This is a genomic window from Psychrobacter sp. PAMC 21119 (genome assembly GCF_000247495.1).
GTDB lineage: Bacteria > Pseudomonadota > Gammaproteobacteria > Pseudomonadales > Moraxellaceae > Psychrobacter > Psychrobacter glaciei.
Map to the genome: position 1 here is coordinate 1 of NZ_AHVZ01000030.1, position 20,017 is coordinate 20,017.

Consider the following 20,017-nt stretch of genomic DNA (forward strand, 5'->3'; position numbering starts at 1 on the left):
AAATATGAACATATTGACAAGATTGCTGACGATGTTTGGCTAAATTTAGCCATTTTAAGACCACTAAATGTATTAATGTGCTAATTGATGACACGCCCTAAATCGTATTAATTTACGCTGGGACAGCACCTTGTGCCGCTAGCCACTGTTGAACTTCTTGAGTTTTAATCGCTAGCAGTTCTTTATCACCACGACTTTCGATGTTTAATCTGATAAGCGGTTCGGTATTGGAAGCACGCAGATTAAAGCGCCACTCGCCAAAGTTAAGGCTCAAGCCATCAAGCATTGATTTGGTCGGATTTTCGCTGCTAAATTTTTCCTCAATAGCGCTAATAATCATTGGCGCATCATGAGTGGTGAGACGAAAATTAAGCTCGCCTGAACTTGGATAAGCTTGAATATAGCCGCTGACCAACTCAGATAGCGTCTTACCGGTGATAGATAATAGCTCAATCGTTAACAGCCAAGGAATCATGCCGCTGTCGCAATAGAAGAAGTCACGGAAGTAGTGATGGGCGGACATCTCGCCGCCATAAACAGCGCCAGAGTCACGCATGACTTGCTTAATAAATGAATGTCCAGATTTACTGATGACAGCCTTACCGTCATGCTCTTTAATCACCGCTTCAGTATTGTAAATGACACGTGGATCGTAGACGATTGACTCACTTGGATATTTGTTTAAAAACGCTTGTGCAAGCATACCGACGATATAACTACCATCGATAAATTCACCATGTTCATCGAATAGAAAGCAGCGGTCAAAATCGCCATCAAAAGCAATACCAAGATCAGCTTTATTTTCCAAAACCGCGTGTTGGGTTGCCACTCTATTGGCTTCAATCATAGGATTGGGGATGCCATTAGGGAAGCTGCCATCTGGTGTATGATGCAGTTTAATCACTTCAATTGGCGCGCCAGCTTGTGCAAGCTTTTCAATCAATAAATCAGCCACAGGGCCCGCACTGCCATTACCTGAGTTAATTACTAATTTAAGCGGTTTGAGTTTATCAGTATCAATAAAAGTCATGACATGATTGATATACGCACTTTTATCAGTTAATAACTGCAATGTTCCTGATCGGTTTTCAGCGGTAAATTGCCCAGACTCTGCCAATGCCTGAATCTCTGCCAGACCATCATCAGCACTGATTGGTTTTGAGTGTTCCTTAACCAATTTTAAGCCATTATAGTTAATAGGGTTATGACTGGCAGTGACTTCGATACCACCCAACGCCTGATAATGACTGGTGGCAAAATACACTTCTTCTGTACCGCTCATGCCCAAGTCAATCACGTCGACACCAGCATCAATAATGCCTTTGATAGCTGCTTGTTTTAATTGCTCGCTTGAATGGCGAATGTCACTACCAATAACGATGGCAGGTTTTAGAGTTGCCATATCATTGTCATGAGCCTCAACCGCCGCACTATAACGCTGAGATAAAATCTGTGCAAAGGCACGACCAATACGATAAGCGATGTCTTCATTTAGATTTACTCCTAGCTCGCCGCGAATATCGTAAGCTTTGAATGAATCGATAATAATAGGGTTGAGTTCAGTCGCTGGCTGGTAGCTAGTGGTCGCAGACGTAGACATAATGATAAAATTCCTTATGCTAAAGCAGTGATAAAGTAATGAAATGGACAACACAATTATAAGCTAATAAGCGTTCAATGCTACACTAACGAGAAAATCGTTATGAACTTAACTATATTCTATAGTCGATACTAAATAAAATGGGTACACGACATTATGATGCGTGACTGGCACAAACTTTTCTTGCTTGCTGTGCCTACGCAGACAGGGGCTACGAAAAATTTATACCAGTCACGCTGTCTCTTTTTTATATTGACCTGACTATATCTAATAACAAACGAAAGTGTAAGAGTATCCCTCATGAGCAATCAAGACAATAAAATAGCAGCGCCTGCACCAGTACAAGGAACGCCAACTGCCAGTGGTGAATTAGACGATTTATTGGCTTTGATGGCACGGCTACGTGTTGACTGTCCGTGGGACAAAAAGCAAAGCAATCACAGCCTCATTCCTTATGCAATCGAAGAAGCTTATGAGCTAGGCGAAGCGGTACAAAGCGATGATGATGAAGACATAAAAGGCGAGTTAGGCGATGTGCTGCTGCAAGTGGTGTTTCATTGTCAGATGTATGCGGAGCAAGGTCGCTTTGATATGAGCGATGTTATCGCCACTTTACAAGAAAAGCTCATTCGTCGTCATCCGCATGTGTTTGAGGCTGAAACCCTTGAAGATGACGCAGCGGTAAAGGTACGTTGGGATGAGATTAAAATGGAAGAGCAGCAAGCGCGCGAGGCACGAGGTAAACCCAAACGTCGTCTAGACAATACCAAAGCGGGTAGTGCGCTCATGCAGGCACAAGATGTACAAAAGCAGGCATCAAAACTTGGATTTGATTGGGAAGGCGTTGCAGGGGCAGTGGATAAGCTGGATGAAGAGATTGCCGAGCTAAAAAATGAGCTGACGGATAAATCTGAAACTGAGGTCAAAACAAATATCAGAGAGGTTGAAAAGGAGCTGGGCGATTGCATGTTTGCCTTAGTCAATGTCGCTCGTAAATTGAACCTTGATGCAGAAGCAGCAACGCTGACGTGCGTGCATAAATTTAAGTCACGTTTTGGTTATATTGAAGCGCAACTGGCGGCAGCTGGCAAGCGTTTAGAGGACAGCGACATAACAGAAATGGATGCATTATGGGAAGCGGCGAAACGATATGAACGATCGTCATGAACGCTCATCCTAAAGTCTCGTTTACCAGTTTAGCCAAGACTGCTGTTTTAGGTCATGTTTTGGCTATTCTGATGCTTAACAATGCTAATGCTGCGCCCTGTTTTGACAATCCTCAAAGTGCTTATGAATATCTCTTATCGCAAGAAAATGCCAACACTCAAGCGCGTGAGCAATATACCGTGAATATCAATCGTGCCAGCGAAGGCGAGCTGGTTTCACTAAATGGTATTGGTAGTAGCAAAGCCCAAGCGATTATTTTATATCGTGAAATGTTCGGTAGTTTTAAGACAGTGGATGAGTTAGTAAAGGTCAAAGGTATTGGTGCAAAAACAGTTGAGAAAAATCGAAGACGTTTAAGTGTGCAGGATTAATGGCCGTGTTTTGCATTAATTAACCCTAATATTGACAAAATAGCACGTAAGTACATGTCATAACGCACCCAGCGCGCGCAAAATTTGTTAAACTAGTGAGTACATCCGCCTGATAAACGCTGTGTTCGTCAGGGGTGGTTAAAGAATACCGGCGAGGAGTAGATGCATGGCCGAGCGTGCCGCCAAGCAGTTAGAACTGAATAAATCTGAATTACCCAATTCCATTACTGAAGTAATTGCCACCTTGACCCGAGCTGGGTTTGACGCCTATATCGTCGGTGGCGGCGTGCGCGATACCTTATTGGGTCTGCGCCCCAAAGACTTTGATGCTGTCACTGACGCCAAGCCGCATGAGATTAAAGACGTCTTTGGCAAGCGCTGCCGTATTATCGGTCGCCGCTTTCAGTTGGCGCACGTGTATTCAGGCCGTGAGCTGATTGAGGTCGCTACCTTCCGTGGCCCGCCAACCAGCAGTGGCACCACCAATCAAGATGGTATGATCCTGCGTGATAATGTTTGGGGCGATATCCAGCAAGATTTCTCTCGTCGCGATTTTTCGATCAATGCGCTTTATTATCAGCCACTTAAAGGTGTGGTTCATGATTTTTGCGGTGCGCTTGAAGATATTGATAATAGGATCATTCGTCTGTTAGGTCATGCGCCGGTTCGTATTGAAGAAGATCCAGTACGCTTATTACGGGCGTTACGTTTTAAAGCCAAGCTCGGTTTTGAGTTTGATGAGGCATTGTCTGAGCAATTTCATGATGGTAATTGGGCGCTGCTTGAGCAAATATCACCGCACCGTCTCTATGATGAAACGCAGAAAATGTTTACGGGTGGCTATCTTGTGCCATTGCTGCCGTTATTGTTTGAATCAGGTGCGATTGATAGCTTAATTATTTATCCGCCATCTGAGCCCAGTCCTTTAGTAAAACAAGTGGCCATCAATACGGATAAACGTATCGCGGCAGGCAAAAGCATCAATCCAGCATTTTTCTACGCAGCCATACTATGGGAAAATTACCTGCATCAGTTAGAAAAAGCCAAAAAGCGCAATATGCCATTTGCTGAAGCGCAGATGCATGCGGCTGGTAAAGTCATCGATCGTCAACGCATCAAGACCGCTATTCCTAAATTTGCAGAGCAGTTTATCCGTGATATTTGGATATTGCAGCCAAAACTAGCGGCTCCGCGTAGTAAACAAATCGTCCAGCTCTCTGAGCACCCACGCTTCCGTGCGGGCTTTGACTTTTTACTATTGCGCGAACAGTGCGGTGATGCTGAGCATCCGCTATCCGAATCGACCAATGATATGGGCGACTGGTGGCAGACGTATCAAACCTTGTCTGAACAAGAGCAAGAGCAAGCGATTGATGATTTCGATGAAAATATTCGTCGCGGTGCCTATAAGAAAGGGCAGCGAGGGCGCGGACGTAATCGTCAAAAGTCAGAGTCAAATATAGTGGATGAATCGATGTCTAATCAAAACAACACTAAGCGTAGCAAAGCCAATGGCAGCACTGAAAAACACAGCATTGAAAATCACAGTACTGAGAAAAACGGTCATGAACAAGCCGTGGTAAACGATTCGTCAAATATCCCCTCACGCCGTCGCCGTGCTGCTAGCCAATCTACTCCTGCCAAGCAGTTTAGTGGTAATAAAGATAAAGGTCATGACTCGCAGCAGGTAAAACAAGACAGTAATGAGCTTGCTCAGCTACAGCAGTTGTCTCTTGCTAATACCAGCAGTCAAACTGCAAATAAACGCCATCACTCTAAGCCTGCGCCATTGTTTGTCATCGAGCACGCAAACGTCGTGCCGCCATTACAAAAGCAGCTATCACCTGCTGATAAGCCTAAGCAACGTCCAGAGCTTGTGCAGAAAAAGTCAGCTACTAAGAATGCATCGGCTGATAAAGATCGACATAATCAGAATGCAAAAGCTAATAGTAACGCTGATCGCTTAAATAAGGCTCAGCAGCCTAAGGATAAACAGCCAGAGGTTACGTCACCTGCTGCTAATGCCTATCCTACCCGCTCGGTAGCAAGAACGCCTGCGCTCGTCACTATGAACAATGAGCCGATACCGCATAAACGCCGTCGCCGTCAGCCAAGTGTAGACAATACTAATCTTGCTGACAGCACCGAGAAGCAAGTAGCTGCTAATAACACCGATAAAACTGAAGCGAAGTACACCAAAAAAGCACCTAAGCCAGCAGCTCAGTCTACTGGTAAGGCTAAAAAAACAGTAGAACCTGCAGCAACTAAGACGGCAGGGAATAAGACAGAAACTAATAAAGCGACTGTATCTGCGAAAGCTAAAAAACCAACCAAAGCAGCAGAGGCTAGGTCTACTAAGAACAGTCAAAATGCTGATAGCAAATCGTTGGCTGGTCAAGTGAGCGACAATAAAATGAGCGATAATAAAGGCCCAGTACCATCGAAACGTCGCCGTCGCCAGCCCAGTACTGATAATGTCTAGTATTGCTGACGATGCGGATAATGTTAGTTGGGTAACCTGCTATGTGGGCTTGGGTAGCAATCTAACCAATGAGTTGGGTTCGCCGGTAGAACACTTACAGCAGGCATTGCAAGGGTTGCGAGAGCATAAGCAGATACGCGAGGTTAGAGCTTCCTCATTTTATGCGTCAGCGCCTATGGGGCCACAAGATCAGCCTGACTTCATTAATGCAGTGGCTGGTTTTAAGACGATATTGACCCCCTTTGAGTTGCTCGCATTTTGTCAGCAGCTAGAAGAGCAGGCTAAGCGGGCGCGCTTACGACGTTGGGGTGAGCGTAGTCTGGACGTCGATATTTTGTTATATGGCGACACACGAATTACCGAGCCGCAGCTAACCATACCGCATGCTGGACTGCTTGAGCGTAATTTTGTCTTATTACCGCTGCGAGAGTTAGCCTCAGCGCTCATCATTGATAGTATATCGATAGATGATTATCCACCTAGCAAAGATTGGATAGGGTTAAAATTATTATCAAGCGACTGATAAATTTTGGGTCATAGGCACGATAATAGTTAAAGGTATTTATAACTAAAGGCATTGAAGATTAATCGAGGGTCATATGACGACGTTATCTACTTTAAATAAATTCAAAAAAGACGGCACCAAGTTTACTTGCTTAACGTGCTATGACTCGATGTTTGCACGCATGATGGACAAGGCACAGATTGATACCATTTTGATCGGTGATAGTTTAGGTATGGTGGTACAAGGCCATGATTCCACCTTGCCCGTGAACGTTGATGATATGGCTTATCATACGGCCAATATTGCCCGTAGTAATAAATACGCACTGATACTGGCTGACTTGCCGTTTATGAGTTATGTGACCTTGCCAGAAGCGGTCGCTAATAGCCGTCGATTGATGCAAGCTGGCGCGCATGTGATTAAAATCGAAGGCGGTAGTGAGCTTTGTGAGCTGGTGACTACATTGGCGCAAGCAGGTACGCCCACTTGTGTCCATCTTGGCTTGACCCCGCAATCAGTCAATGTGTTTGGCGGTTATAAAATCCAAGGTCGCGGTGACGCAGCAGCTGATAAGTTGCTTGCTGATGCCAAAGCGGTAGTTGCCGCAGGTGCCGCACTTTTAGTATTAGAATGCGTACCTGCTGAGCTTGCAAAAGCGGTTACAGAAGCGGTTACAGTACCAGTGATCGGCATTGGCGCTGGCGCAGATACGGATGGCCAAGTGTTGGTCATGCATGACATGCTAGGCATGGCTCATGGCCGAGTACCGCGCTTCGTTCATGACTTTTTAACTGATGAGCGCAATAGCACGCACAGTATCGAAGGCGCCTTTGCCCTTTATCAGCAGTCAGTGCGCGACGGCAGTTTTCCAACCGAGCAGCACCAATTTAGCTAATTTTTTTAGCCAGTCTTAACGAGTCTTTTGGTTTTTACGATTATCAGTAGAAGAATATTTAATAATGCCAATCATTCATCAGCAGATTTCAGAGTTGCGCGCCGCTCTACAGCCTTATCGTGGTCAAAGAAATGATAAACCAGATAACGCTCAGCGTATTGCTTTAGTACCAACGATGGGCAATTTGCATGAAGGTCATCTTGAGCTGGTAAGCATTGCTAAGCAGCATGCCAATATTGTGGTGGTGAGTATCTTTGTCAATCCTACCCAGTTTGGGGAAGGAGAGGATTTTGATAGTTATCCACGCACCTTGGATGAAGATGTCGCTAAGCTAGCAACGGTTGGTGCAGATTATGTTTTTGCACCCAATGTCGATGAGATGTACCCGGTATTGCCACCATCGACCTCAGTTCTTGCTGGTGCCATTACCAATCAACTATGTGGTCAATCACGTCTTGGTCACTTTGATGGTGTTGGTATTGTCGTCTCTAAGTTATTCAATATCGTGCAGCCTGATGTGGCGGTATTTGGACAAAAAGACTACCAGCAACTAGCGATTATCAAACAGTTAGTACGCGACTTGAGCTATCCCATTGAGATTGTGGGTGCACCTATTGTTCGTGCTGCCGACGGTTTGGCGCTGTCTTCACGCAATCAATACTTGAGCGCCGCTGAGCGCAAAACAGCTCCCGTACTTCATATGGAGCTGCAACGCCTAGCACAGAAACTAGCACAGCAGTTAACGTGTAATAAGCAGGGCATGCAAGGGTTTGACGTATTACTAGCAGAAACGTATCAGCGTATTAGCGATGCTGGCTTCAATATCGACTATCTAGAAATAAAAACTGACCAGCTAGGGACTATTGATACTATTGATACTAGTGATAGTAGTGAAGCAAACGGTAATGGTAGAAGTAGCCATTTAATGATTCTAGTCGCTGCTTGGCTAGGACGGGCACGATTGTTAGACAACCAATTAGTGACGGTACATTAGCCGTTGTGACGTAGTAATTTGCTGGATGCAATGGACTAGGATGACGGATCATGGATGCAAACGACAGTAAGCAAATAGAGCAAGAAGTGGTGGCTGTAACGAACGATGAGCGGCTGAGCATTTTAGTCGTGTCAGGGCGTTCTGGCTCAGGTAAAACGTCAGTATTGAATATCTTAGAAGATTTAGGCTATTATTCTATCGATAATTTACCGTTATCATTGGTGCCTGATGCTGCCAAGAAGCTGGTCAGAGACAGTGGTATCAAACGCATCGCGCTTGGTGTCGATATTCGTACCCCGCGCGCTGACTTGTCTAATTTCGCTGAGACCCATGACGTTCTAGAACAGACTTATGGTAAGCAGGCTGTTGAAGTAGTGTATGTGACCGCGCAAGAAAGCACGTTGGTTGCACGCTTTAATGCGACGCGACGTGTTCATCCGTTGATGTCACAAGATGTTGACAGTGATAATGCTAGGCATATCGCCTTCAATCTACCAGCCGCGATCAAAAAAGAAGTCGAGCTGTTAGAGCCCATTGCTAGCCATGCTGATATCACAATTGATACCAGTATGCTTAATATCCATCAGCTCAAAGACACGTTGCGTGCCTATGTCGGTATTGACAATCAAATTGTCATTAATTTGCTGTCTTTTGGTTTTAAGTACGGTAGCCCAATTGATGCTGATTTTATATTTGATGTTAGGATTTTGCCAAACCCACACTGGAAACCTGAGCTGCGCGCCTTGACTGGCCTTGACTCTGAGGTCGACGATTTTTTTGCAGATTATCCAGAAGTGGTTGAAATGACCGATGATCTCGAAAGGTTTTTAAGCCGTTGGCTGCCTGATTTTTTACACAATAACCGTCATACCGTGACAGTGGCAATTGGCTGCACGGGTGGCAAGCACCGCTCAGTATTTATCACCGATAGTTTACAACGTCGTCTTGCCGATGCGATGCCAAACACTATAAAAGTGTTGGCGAAACATCGTGAAAAAAACCGTTGGTAGTTATTGGTAAACATTAGAATATGTCTTCAATTTAATTGATGGGCTAAAAATGGCTAAATTTTGCCAAACAGCGTCAAATAGTTGGTTAGTATCTCGATATTATCTGCGCTATTTTTCTTGTTTGACTGCAATTTGTCTTATTTTTATCGCCGTTTTTAGAATGAGGACACGCCCTAGTACTTTTATTATTCATTATTTTGGAACGCTTTTATGATTGACTGGTCAGAACATGATATGCGCGTCTCGCGCACAGAACTCAAAAAATCCCATGAGCGCTTACAACAGTTATCGATACCACTTGCCAGCTTGTCGAAAAAACAGCTGAAAAACCTGCCAGCCAGTGATTATTTTATGGCAGAGTTGATGGCTCTTGCGGATATCACCAGTGCCACTGCGCGTATTAGACAGACCAAGCGAGTCGGCAAATTGATCAGCGAAGAAAATCGCCATGAATTGGTAAAAGCTTTATTCGATGCCTTTTTTCCAAAAGAACAAGTCTCTAAAATAGAAAGCTGGTCCGAACGTCTAAATATCAATGATGAAGGCACACTAAAGCAGTTTGTCAAACAGTATAAAATTTCAGAGCGCAACAGTCTGTATCAGTTATTGCTTTGGATCGAATACGCCAAGCACACGCACGATGACGAGCTGATGATGGAGTCTAAAGAAGATTTGGCCAGCTATATTCGCGAAGTGACAATCTTATCGGATTTAAAAGGATAGTTGTCCTACAACAACTAATAGCGTTACAACGGTTGTCTGCACAAATACCAATAGATAGACGAAAAAGCCAATCTATCGAAGTCTAAACACAAAAAAGCCAATCATGAGTGATTGGCTTTTTTAGCGGCGCTAATACAGCCTAATTAAAGACAATTAACGTCATAGACATGCCTGTGTTTATTTTTTCTCAGCACGTACTTTGTCAACTAAGTAATCGACAACCTTAACTACTTTGGCGTCTTCACCCGTTACCACGTACTTGCCTTGTACCACAACAGCTGGTACACCCGATAGCTGATAACGCTTAGCGCCTGCTTGTGAGCGACCAATTTTTGTACCAACGGCAAATGAGTTATAAAGGCTATTGAATTTCTTTTGATCAACACCTTGAGCTGCATACCATTTGCTTAATGAAGCTTGGTCAAACAGCTTTTTGCCATCTTTATGAATGGCATCAAATAACGCATCATGGGTTTTGCTTTCATAGCCTAGGAGTTGAGCAGAATAAAAACCACGGGCACTGGCTTCCCAAACAGGGTTAAGCGCTGCTGGCGTTTTGAAGAATGCCACATCTTTGTCTTTGTTTTTTGCCCATTTTTCCATATGTGGATTAAGCGCGTTACAATGCGGGCAACCATACCAAAAGAATTCACGCACAATAATAGCATCACCGGTGATTTTTTCTGGATTGTCTAGCACGCGATAATCTTTTCCGGCGACATAATCGGCTGCTTGTGCGCCCATACTGGCGATTCCAATGGCGAAAGCCAGACCAGTCAATGTAATGACACGTTTCATACTTTTTCCTTGAGAGGTAGAGACTGAGAGTTTTAGGAGTTTCTATGGGTTTGAAGGTATAAATGACAAAGTGTCGAGTATAATCAACCTACAGTAGAGTACCGACTATAATAACGTAAAATAGGTGTGGTTGTGAACCCGATTCTTAACTAACGGTTGTAAACCTGTGAGCTATTATTTAAGGTATCTTACTTATCAATATCTGAGTTTCAAAACTGAAAATTTTAATTAGGTAAATATAGAAACTGCCATTGACGCAACAGTTACTATAAAGTAAAGCACACGGTGATGATGATGTTCAAGTATTTGCTAACCTCATTCACAATCCGTGACGATGTACTCACGACAAAACCGCCGCTCGCATGCTAATATTAAGTATATAATCGTGCACTGTATACGATAATAACTCTAAAGGAAAATGCTATGAGCGCAGCTTTATCTTCGTCTTCTGTAAATGATCAAGCGACCAGCCGTTTCGATGATGCTGATACTAATAATACGGTTACGGATGATACTGTGGCTGATAGTACAACGGCTGCCACGATAAATGTGGATCCTAGCGAAGTCGACAAGTTTAATAAACTGGCGAGCGAATGGTGGAGTAATACTGGCGCGTTTGCAACTTTGCATGAAATCAATCCACTCCGCCTGAACTGGATAGAAGAAAATATTAAGTGCGGCTATCAAAATAGCGATGATAGTACAAACGCTAGTAAGACTGCTGAGATGGGTCTGAGTGGCAAAAAAGTGCTCGATGTTGGTTGTGGCGGCGGTATATTGTCTGAGTCGATGGCACGTCGCGGTGCTGATGTGACCGGTATAGACTTAGGGACTGAAAACCTAAAAGCGGCCACGCTTCATGCCGAGCAAAGCAATTTAGAAAAGACGTTGCGTTATCAGCATATCCCAGTAGAACAGCTAGCAAAAACCCATGCGGGTCAGTTCGATGTGGTGACATGCATGGAAATGCTTGAGCATGTGCCTGATCCAAGCTCGATTGTGCAGGCTTGTTTTGAGCTGTTAGCGCCTGGCGGTGTGTGTGTGTTATCGACGATCAACCGTAATCCCAAATCGTATCTGTTTGCTATCGTTGGCGCCGAGTATGTATTGCGCTTGCTTGATCGTGGCACCCATGATTATGCCAAATTTATCACGCCTGCTGAGCTGGACAAAATGGCGGTTACGGCTGGGTTTACGCGTCAAGATATCATTGGCCTACATTACAACCCAATAACCAAGCGTTACTGGCTGGCACAAAACGTCGATGTCAATTATATGATAGCCGTACAAAAGCCAAAGGCTTGATAGCTTAAGTCATTGCTTAGCGTCTCATTATTAACGCACCAAACACCTCACTAATTAAAAGAGTATGCCTTATGAGCCAATTCGTCAAAGCCGTTTTATTTGACCTTGATGGGACGCTAATCGATACTGCCGCTGACTTTGTACGAATTATCGGTAAAATGAGCCGCGAAAACGATTGGCAAGCCCCGCCTGAAGCGCTTATTCGAGAACAAGTTTCTGCCGGTGCGTCGGCCATGGTCAAGCTCATGCTGCATCAAAATGGGCAAGACAGCGTTAGCGAAGATGATTTACTTGGTTTTCGTCAGCAGTTTTTGGATGATTATGCCGCAGATATTTGTATTGATAGCTGTGTATTTAGCGAGTTAGAAGAAGTGCTGACCACCCTTGAGAAAAAAGGCATACCTTGGGGTATTGTCACCAATAAGCCGCGCTACCTAGCAGAGCTACTGTTACAAAAAATGCAGTTAGATGAACGCTGTGCGGCCTTGGTCTGTCCTGAGGATGTGTCACGTTCCAAGCCTGATCCAGAGCCTATGTATATGGCATTAGAGAAACTCGGTATACCGCGTGGCGCTGCTGGCTGTGTTCTCTATGTCGGCGATCATATACGTGATATTGACGCTGGCAATGCCGCTGGCATGTCGACGATTTTGGCCGCTTATGGCTATATTCCACTTGAAGATCAAAAAAGCCTAAAGAAGTGGGGCGCAGACTATATTACTGACACCCCTGAGCAGTTGAATAAGCTATTGCTTACTTCAGGTAAATTTGAATATCTATAAACAAACCAATCATCAGTAGAGCCGTGATAGGAACATCAACTATCAGCAAATGACTCATAAATAGGTCACCTGCAATAGTTGTCCTTGAGTAAGCCGTTCTAAAGATAAATGGTTTTGAAATTAAATACCTTTAATAATAAATAACAAGCAGTGAGTCATACCATGAGCGACAATATTAAGCAGTCGGCGACCGAACAGAGCAATCAAGTAGCCACGGGAAATGCGATGCAACCTTTAACGCACGACAATATTCGTCAGTTTGTGCCACCTGTTGATTGCTTAGACGGTAAGACTATCTTGGTAACGGGTGCAGGCGATGGCATTGGACGCGTCGCCGCATTAACCTACGCCCGTTATGGTGCCACGGTTCTACTATTGGGTCGCACGAGTAGCAAACTTGAATATGTCTATGATGAGATTGAGAGCTTGGGTGGCAAACAGCCAGCCATGCTACCGATGAATTTAGAAGGTGCAACTTATGCAGATATGCAGAAGTTAGAAAGGCTTATCGACAAAGAAGTGGGTAAGCTCGATGGTATATTACACAACGCTGGTATGCTCGGACAATTGACGCCGCTTGAGATGTATGACATTGATACTTTTGATCAAGTAATGAAGGTCAATTTTACGGCGACTTTTATGCTCACCCAAGCGTTGTTACCGCTGCTAAAAGATGCGAATCACGGTTCCATTGTCTTTACTTCTAGCACGGTCGGTACGCATCCTCGCGCATTTTGGGGTGCTTATGCGCTCTCCAAGCAAGCCGTCGAAGGAATGAGTGATATCTTTACTCAAGAGACGCAGAATACGACGAATCTGCGTTTTAACTGTATCAATCCTGGTGGCACTCGTACCAATATGCGCGCTCACGCTTATCCGGGTGAAAACCCAATGTCTCTTAAGACACCTGACGACATTATGGCGGGCTATGTTTGTTTGATGAGTGACGCCAGTATTGGAATACGTGGACAAGTGGTAGATTTACAACCAAAAGATTAGCAGAGAAAGATTACTGTAAAAATCATAGTGTTATATATGTTTTTTACAGTCGCTGGCGGGTTGTAATTAGGCTTAGAAAGCCCCATCTATCTGTTCTTAAAGACTTTTATCTTATAAGATATTAATAATAATAGACAAAAAGGATAAGATTATGGCAGGTGGCTGGTCAAAAGATGGTGCCGAGCACGAACAAATGGATGCGACGGTCAATGATGCACTTGAGCGCGCGAGGCGTGCGCAACCAACGGGTAAGAGTGCAGAATTTTGTGATGAGTGTGGCAACCCGATTCCAGAAGCGCGTCGTATTGCTGTGCCGGGTGTGCAGCACTGCGTCGGCTGTCAAACGGAGCTTGAGCAAGAGGCGAGAGCGGCTGAACTGTTTAATCGTCGCGGTAGTAAAGACAGTCAATTGCGCTAATTAGTACAAGTTAATTAAAAAAAGACCAACACTACTAATTTACTTAGTAGCGTTGGTCTTTTTTTTGAGCGTAGTATTTTTAAAAGATAGTCTTGTTATAGGTAACTAGGGCGTGTCTTCAATCACCAGCGCCATCAGCTCATTGTCGCAAGCCTGCCAATCTAGTGAAGATAATAACGGTAGTGTATTCTCTACTTCTGCTTTGTTAGACATTACACCGTTATCTATAACTGACTGCAAAATCACCTCTAGTCGATTATCGATTTGGGCGCTCGCCGTGGTGATAGTCAAACTGTCAGGTGTAAAGTTAATCTTTAGCCAACCATCAGAGGTGTTAACCAAGCCTTTAATACGTTGCCAGTTAGGCAGTCTTAACAACCATTCTTGTAGACCATCAGCGTCAAACACATAATGTGCAGGCAAGCGCCAGCCACCTAGCAGCACATCCTGTTGTTGCTCATGATAGCGGTAGGGTAGATCGGTATCTGCCTCTATGTCTTCAAGACTTTGGTCGTTCTCTGTAGCTCGGTTAGACATCAAGCTAGTAAATGGCTTTAAAGAAGTACGAATCTGATTAGGCTTGGTTTTATCGGTAGCGCGTTGCTGAGAAATGGTATGGCTTGGTTTGGTCAGCTGTGCTATCAGCGTTGATGAGGAGGTACTCAAAGCAGTTGTATTATTTGAGCTATTATCTTCGGTTCGAGAGAGAGACTCTGTCCAGATGACAGCCACCTCAGCATTGAGCATTGCTATCCACTCTTGTAAAGCCTTGAGTTCATCTGCATCCAGTTGCGTATAGCGATTGATCACTAAGATATCAGCATCACGGACGTGCGCTTGAAAACCATCGTGCGAACGATACTTTTGTTGTTGCCATTGCACACCACTTAGCACCGTAATGACGGCCTGCATATTGAGCGCTGTCTGCCAATGTGGCGCGCTCAGTTGTTGTATCAACTCGCGCGGATGTGCCAATCCAGTAGGCTCGATAATCAGGCGCTGCGGACGATGGTCACTAAGCAGGCGAGTAATCGCAATTTGTAGGGGCAGTTGACTGGTACAACAAATACAGCCACCACTGACTTCACGAATGGCAATGTTACCTGCATAAGCATTGTCGTCTTGCGCACTTGCCAGCAGCGCACCATCAATGCCAATACGCCCAAACTCGTTAATCAATAGCGCCCAGCGCTCATCGGCAGGCTTGCTAGAGAGTAGCTGGTTGATGACGGTGGTTTTACCCGCGCCCAAAAACCCTGTCACCAAAGTGCAGGGTATGTTTTGAATCATGGTTGATTTGGTCAAAGCCATTGTTGTCTAAACCATCGTCATAAGTGGTTATAAAGCAGCAATTATGAAGTAAATGCTATTCACTTCTTGCCGTTTCAACTTCGGCTTCGTCAGGAACGAACACGTAGCCCACACCCCAAACGGTTTGAATATAGCGGGCTTGCGAAGGGTTGTCTTCAATGAGGCGGCGCAGACGTGAGACTTGTACATCGATTGAACGCTCCATCGCACCCCATTCACGACCACGGGCTAGATTCATCAGCTTATCGCGAGTTAACGGCTCACGTGGATGCTGAACCAATGCCTTTAATACTGAAAATTCACCAGTCGTTAAGGTAACGACGTTGCCGTCACGTTTGAGCGTACGAGTCGATAAATCAAGTGTCCAAGGTCCAAACTCAACCACTTCAAGCTGATGACTTGGCGCACCCGGCAGCTCGCGATTTTGACGACGCAGTACCGCTTTGATACGAGCAAGCAGCTCTTTTGGGTTAAAGGGCTTAGGCAGATAATCATCCGCGCCCGCTTCAAGACCAGCGATACGATCAGTATCACCACCTTTTGCAGTTAGCATGATGATTGGAATATCGCCATTGTCTTCACGCAGACGCTTACAAATACTAATGCCATCTTCACCCGGTAGCATCAAGTCCAACACCACCAAAGAAAAAAGCTCACGTTGCATCAACTTGTCCATTTGACTGCCATCATGGGCAGTACGAACGACGAAGCCATCATCTTCTAGGAAGCGTTGTAATAAAGAACGCAGACGGGCATCATCATCGACCACTAAGATACGCTGAGTCAAAGTATCGGGGCTGTTATTGTCAGGCATACAGGCATCCTCTTATAAAAATTATTATTAGTAGAAATTATCAGCAAAAACACTGTCGTTATTTTATGGTTGAGCCATTTATTATAGAAATTGCATATAAATGAAAAACTTTTGTTCAATTCGTCAGTGCGTATCAATATTTGTGCTATTGGTACTTTAGTGTATAAGATTGCACCGCCAATTGCATCACCTGTAGGCATAAATGCTGTATGCGTTTGTTTAACAAGGCTACAGAACTTAGGATAGCAACCGAATTAAGCTATAAAATCACAGATAAATAAGGAAAAGATAAAAAGGATTTTTATTCATGCAGCTTTTGCTATAATGCCAAACACCATTTATCAACGATTGATACGTCTATGAGTAGCACTGATACCTTAACGCCATCTCAAACCTCGACAAATGCACAGGTTTTGGATGCAACCACACACGCGAATATTCACGACAAGCTTGCTCGCGCGCTTGGCATTAAGACTGCTCAAGTCAATGCGTTTGTCAAACTTTATGATGAAGGCGCGACCGTTCCGTTTATCGCGCGTTACCGTAAAGAAAAAACGCAGAATCTTGACGATGCGCAGCTGCGTGCTTTAGAGAAGTCGCTCAATTATGAGCGCGACATGGCAACGCGTCGCCTTAAAATTACTGAGCTGCTTAGTACGCAAGGCAATTTGACCGACGAGCTACAGACGCGTATTGATAATGCGACGTCTAAACTTGAGCTTGAAGACATCTACTTGCCTTATCGTCCGCGTCGCCGTTCACCAGCGGCCAAAGCACGCGCTGCCGGTCTCGATGTGGCTGCTCAAGCAGTCTTAACACAAGAGATTACCCCAACAGAGGCATTGGCTGACTATCAAGCACCATCTAGTATCTCTGACGATAGCGGTAATGAGATTGAGGTCGACTTTAGCGATATCGACAAGCAGTTGGCTGGCGTACAAGCCATCATCGTTGATGAATGGACGCAGGCATTAGATCTGCTGGATAACTTACGCAGTGGTTTTGCCAAAACCGCCAGTATCGTCTCGGCAGTTGCCAGTGATGATAAGCGAGAAGTTGGCGAGAAATTTAAAGACTATTTTGAGCACAGTGAAAGCCTTGCTCGTCTACCGAATCATCGCCTATTAGCGATGCTACGTGGTCGCCAAGAAAACGTTTTGGGTCTCAAAATTGAAGGCGAAGACACCCCTTTTATCGAAAAAATTATTGCTCATTTTGATATCGATGCCAAGGCACCTGCTGACCGTCGTGAGTTTTTAACAGAAGCGGCGAGTAGCTTGTGGAAAGAAAAATGGCGTCCGCATATCGAGCATCGTTTATTGACTGAAAAACGTTTGACTGCTGAAGCAGATGCGATTGATGTGTTTGCCAATAATTTACAGCACCTATTGATGTCAGCACCTGCTGGTCGTAAGGTTATCTTAGGCGTTGATCCTGGTATTCGTCATGGCGTAAAAATGTCCATCGTTGATGCCCAAGGTCATGTCATGTTGGATAACGAAGACAAGCCTGTCGTCGCAACGGTCTATCCATTTGCACCCGATAATAAGATGGATGCAGCCAAAAAAGTCATTGATAAGCTACTAAGTACTTATAACGTGGATTTGGTCGCTATCGGTAATGGTACAGCGAGTCGCGAAACAGATGCGATGATTAAAGAGATTTTGGCGGCCAATTCTGAGCTAAAAGCCAAAGCGGTTATCGTTAATGAATCAGGCGCTTCTGTTTATTCGGCGAGTGAGCTTGCCAGTGATGAGCTTGCCAATTTAGATGTCTCTGTACGCGGTGCGGTTTCTATCGCGCGTCGCTTACAAGATCCGTTGTCAGAGCTGGTCAAAGTAGATCCAAAAGCCATTGGCGTTGGTCAATATCAGCATGATGTCAACCAAAGCCAGCTAGCTGATAGCTTGGATAAAGTTACCCAAGATAGCGTGAACGCGGTTGGGGTGGATGTAAATACGGCAAGCCCTGCTATTTTGGCACACATTGCTGGTTTAAATAAAAACGTCGCCCAGCAAATCGTCACCTATCGTAAAGAGCACGGCGCATTTGATAGCCGTGAGGCGCTCAAAAACGTTCCGCGCTTAGGTGCTAAGACTTTTGAGCAGGCAGCAGGCTTCTTACGCATACACGACGGTAGCAATCCACTTGACGCGACTGGTGTGCATCCAGAAAGCTATGCGCTGGTTGATAGCTTACTTGCGCAAACCGGTAAAGCATTGCCGGAAGTATTGGGGAATGATGGTGTACTAAACACAATCGACACTACTGCGCTTGCTGCAAATGATGACAATATCAGTGTAAAAGCCATCATTGAAGAACTTGCCAAACCAGCACGTGATCCACGTCCTGAGTTCAAAACGGCTAATTTCCGTGATGATGTCAATAGCATCAAAGATCTGAGCGAAGGGATGACGTTAGAAGGCGTGGTTACCAATGTGACGGCTTTCGGTTGCTTTATTGACGTTGGTGTCCATCAAGATGGATTGGTGCATATCTCACAGATGGCCAATGATTTCGTTGCCGATCCAATGAACCGCGTCAAGCCGGGTGATATCGTGTCAGTTCGTGTTATCTCTATTGATGAAAAACGTGGCCGTATTGGGTTTAGCATGAAGCCTGAGTCTGAAAAACCTGCACGCCCAGCAGCAAAAGCTACTGTGAGAGATGCTGGTTCTGATGAGAAAGGTAATCGCTCGCGTAGTGACCGCCCAAATAGCAGCCGTCCAGCTGCTGACAAGCGACCAAGCAAGCCACGTGGTGATCGTCAGGATAAAGGTAGTGCTAGCAATAATCGTAGCAAAGCGCCAAGAGCTGAGAAAGCTGCAGCGCCTAGCAAGATGGGTACGTTGGGTGCATTGCTGCAAGAAGCAGGTGTGACTAAAACTAAAAAATAAGTGGCTTTATGGATTTCTTAAGTCATTTCTAAATAATTAACAGCAATAATCAATAAAAAAGGCAGCCATTGGGCTGCCTTTTTTATTGGGAATATATTTGAGACATATATTACTAGAAGTGCTTTAGCATGGCTAATAACTCAGCTTATTGGTCGTCTTGTTCCGACTCTAATAAATCCTCTTCATCTAGCATGTCTTCTTGTAGCATCTCTGGTTGTTGCATCGCTTCTTCTGGATCTTGCATCGCTTGTTGTTCAGCTTGCTGCATGGCTTGTTGTTTGGCTTGCATAGCCTGTTGTTGTGCTTGCTGCATCTCTTGTTGTTGTACTTGTATATCTTGATCTTGTTGTTGTGCTTGAAGCTTAGGAGCCATTTGCTGTTGATTAGCGTTGCTATTCACGCTTGCTCTTGAGATGCGCTGAGTTTCGCTGATCTGAATCGAATTAGATTGATTTGGTACTGATTGATTGTCAGCATTTACAGCTTCAGTCTCGAGTGTGGTAGCGGTAGTAGTATTTTGCATATCTGCTTGTGCAGTCTCAGCAGGTGCTGCCATGGCCAAGCTTGGGATAGTAAGTGCGGCACCAATAAGTAACGATAAAGGTAGGGTACGGTTTTTCATCAGTTGATTCCTCAGTTTGCATTCTTATAGTGTCAGCTTAAAGTATTTCAAACTTGACGCTTATTTACATGCTTTCGTTTATCATAAATTAATTTAGTATTTTGAATATATATATTTAGTATATCTAACGTTTAATGTGTAGATAAAATAAAATCATGACAACCGTATAGCGATTATCATGACCAATTTGAACGAAAAGCTTCATAAAATCATCTAATAAAACTCTAAGGAAGAGAATACCAACTAAGCCATTATTATTTCAGTAGTACATAGATTAAAAATCTAACAGACAAGCGCTCGCAGGTGACTTTGTGCAACTATTGT

18 protein-coding genes are annotated in these 20,017 nt (G+C 44.4%); 13 read left to right on the forward strand and 5 right to left on the reverse strand.

All coding sequences use genetic code 11. From position 1 onward, the window contains the following. Positions 1–112: 112 nt before the first annotated feature. On the reverse strand, positions 113–1,600 hold the full coding sequence (locus RH96_RS10795) for a phosphomannomutase/phosphoglucomutase (protein WP_010200849.1): 1,488 nt from the start codon (positions 1,598–1,600) through the stop codon (positions 113–115). Positions 1,601–1,900: 300 nt separating this feature from the next. Between RH96_RS10795 and mazG the strand changes: the two genes are divergently transcribed. From mazG to yjgA, 8 genes are all read left to right on the forward strand, one after another. Beyond that, positions 1,901–2,767 carry a nucleoside triphosphate pyrophosphohydrolase gene (gene mazG / locus RH96_RS10800; protein WP_010200851.1) on the forward strand — a complete coding sequence of 289 codons (867 nt, stop codon included), beginning with the start codon at positions 1,901–1,903 and terminating at the stop codon, positions 2,765–2,767. Then, positions 2,764–3,138, forward strand: coding sequence for a ComEA family DNA-binding protein (locus RH96_RS10805; protein WP_010200852.1), 375 nt, complete (start codon positions 2,764–2,766; stop codon positions 3,136–3,138). The genes mazG and RH96_RS10805 overlap by 4 nt, the downstream gene beginning before the upstream one ends. Positions 3,139–3,304: 166 nt before the next feature. Continuing rightward, positions 3,305–5,620 carry a polynucleotide adenylyltransferase PcnB gene (gene pcnB / locus RH96_RS10810; protein ID WP_010200853.1) on the forward strand — a complete coding sequence of 772 codons (2,316 nt, stop codon included), beginning with the start codon at positions 3,305–3,307 and terminating at the stop codon, positions 5,618–5,620. Then, positions 5,613–6,143: a 2-amino-4-hydroxy-6-hydroxymethyldihydropteridine diphosphokinase gene (gene folK / locus RH96_RS10815; RefSeq protein WP_010200854.1), complete on the forward strand. Its 531-nt coding sequence runs from the start codon at positions 5,613–5,615 to the stop codon at positions 6,141–6,143. The genes pcnB and folK overlap by 8 nt, the downstream gene beginning before the upstream one ends. A 76-nt stretch (positions 6,144–6,219) precedes the next feature. Further along, positions 6,220–7,020 (forward strand): 3-methyl-2-oxobutanoate hydroxymethyltransferase, encoded by an 801-nt coding sequence (gene panB, locus RH96_RS10820; RefSeq protein ID WP_010200855.1) that lies wholly within the window; start codon positions 6,220–6,222, stop codon positions 7,018–7,020. A 64-nt stretch (positions 7,021–7,084) separates the two neighbouring features. Then, positions 7,085–8,014, forward strand: a complete 930-nt coding sequence (gene panC / locus RH96_RS10825; RefSeq protein ID WP_010200856.1) for a pantoate--beta-alanine ligase — start codon at positions 7,085–7,087, stop codon at positions 8,012–8,014. A gap of 50 nt (positions 8,015–8,064) precedes the next feature. Next, complete coding sequence (gene rapZ / locus RH96_RS10830) at positions 8,065–9,024, forward strand: RNase adapter RapZ (protein ID WP_010200858.1); 960 nt, start codon at positions 8,065–8,067, stop codon at positions 9,022–9,024. Between the two features lie 210 nt (positions 9,025–9,234). Beyond that, positions 9,235–9,747 (forward strand): ribosome biogenesis factor YjgA, encoded by a 513-nt coding sequence (gene yjgA, locus RH96_RS10835; protein ID WP_010200860.1) that lies wholly within the window; start codon positions 9,235–9,237, stop codon positions 9,745–9,747. 177 nt (positions 9,748–9,924) lie between these two features. Here yjgA and RH96_RS10840 read toward each other — a convergent pair whose 3' ends face one another. After that, positions 9,925–10,545 carry a thiol:disulfide interchange protein DsbA/DsbL gene (locus RH96_RS10840; RefSeq protein WP_010200862.1) on the reverse strand — a complete coding sequence of 207 codons (621 nt, stop codon included), beginning with the start codon at positions 10,543–10,545 and terminating at the stop codon, positions 9,925–9,927. 423 nt (positions 10,546–10,968) lie between these two features. Here RH96_RS10840 and ubiG point away from each other — a divergent pair, with 423 nt between their 5' ends. From ubiG to RH96_RS10860, 4 genes are all read left to right on the forward strand, one after another. Then, positions 10,969–11,850: a bifunctional 2-polyprenyl-6-hydroxyphenol methylase/3-demethylubiquinol 3-O-methyltransferase UbiG gene (gene ubiG / locus RH96_RS10845; protein WP_010200863.1), complete on the forward strand. Its 882-nt coding sequence runs from the start codon at positions 10,969–10,971 to the stop codon at positions 11,848–11,850. 71 nt (positions 11,851–11,921) lie between these two features. Further along, positions 11,922–12,632, forward strand: a complete 711-nt coding sequence (locus RH96_RS10850) for an HAD family hydrolase (protein WP_010200865.1) — start codon at positions 11,922–11,924, stop codon at positions 12,630–12,632. 225 nt (positions 12,633–12,857) lie between these two features. Continuing rightward, entirely contained in the window at positions 12,858–13,631 is a 774-nt protein-coding gene (locus RH96_RS10855; RefSeq protein ID WP_026037301.1) for a YciK family oxidoreductase, read from the forward strand. Positions 13,632–13,782: 151 nt separating this feature from the next. Beyond that, on the forward strand, positions 13,783–14,049 hold the full coding sequence (locus RH96_RS10860) for a DksA/TraR family C4-type zinc finger protein (RefSeq protein ID WP_010200867.1): 267 nt from the start codon (positions 13,783–13,785) through the stop codon (positions 14,047–14,049). A gap of 105 nt (positions 14,050–14,154) precedes the next feature. Here RH96_RS10860 and RH96_RS10865 read toward each other — a convergent pair whose 3' ends face one another. Both RH96_RS10865 and ompR read right to left on the reverse strand, forming a co-directional pair. Beyond that, positions 14,155–15,360, reverse strand: a complete 1,206-nt coding sequence (locus tag RH96_RS10865) for a CobW family GTP-binding protein (protein ID WP_010200868.1) — start codon at positions 15,358–15,360, stop codon at positions 14,155–14,157. Positions 15,361–15,415: 55 nt separating this feature from the next. Then, positions 15,416–16,174, reverse strand: coding sequence for a two-component system response regulator OmpR (ompR, locus tag RH96_RS10870; RefSeq protein WP_010200869.1), 759 nt, complete (start codon positions 16,172–16,174; stop codon positions 15,416–15,418). 359 nt (positions 16,175–16,533) lie between these two features. Here ompR and RH96_RS10875 point away from each other — a divergent pair, with 359 nt between their 5' ends. After that, positions 16,534–19,071 carry a Tex family protein gene (locus RH96_RS10875; protein WP_010200870.1) on the forward strand — a complete coding sequence of 846 codons (2,538 nt, stop codon included), beginning with the start codon at positions 16,534–16,536 and terminating at the stop codon, positions 19,069–19,071. Positions 19,072–19,216: 145 nt separating this feature from the next. Here RH96_RS10875 and RH96_RS10880 read toward each other — a convergent pair whose 3' ends face one another. Then, on the reverse strand, positions 19,217–19,693 hold the full coding sequence (locus tag RH96_RS10880) for a hypothetical protein (RefSeq protein ID WP_010200871.1): 477 nt from the start codon (positions 19,691–19,693) through the stop codon (positions 19,217–19,219). Between the last annotated feature and the right edge of the window lie 324 nt (positions 19,694–20,017).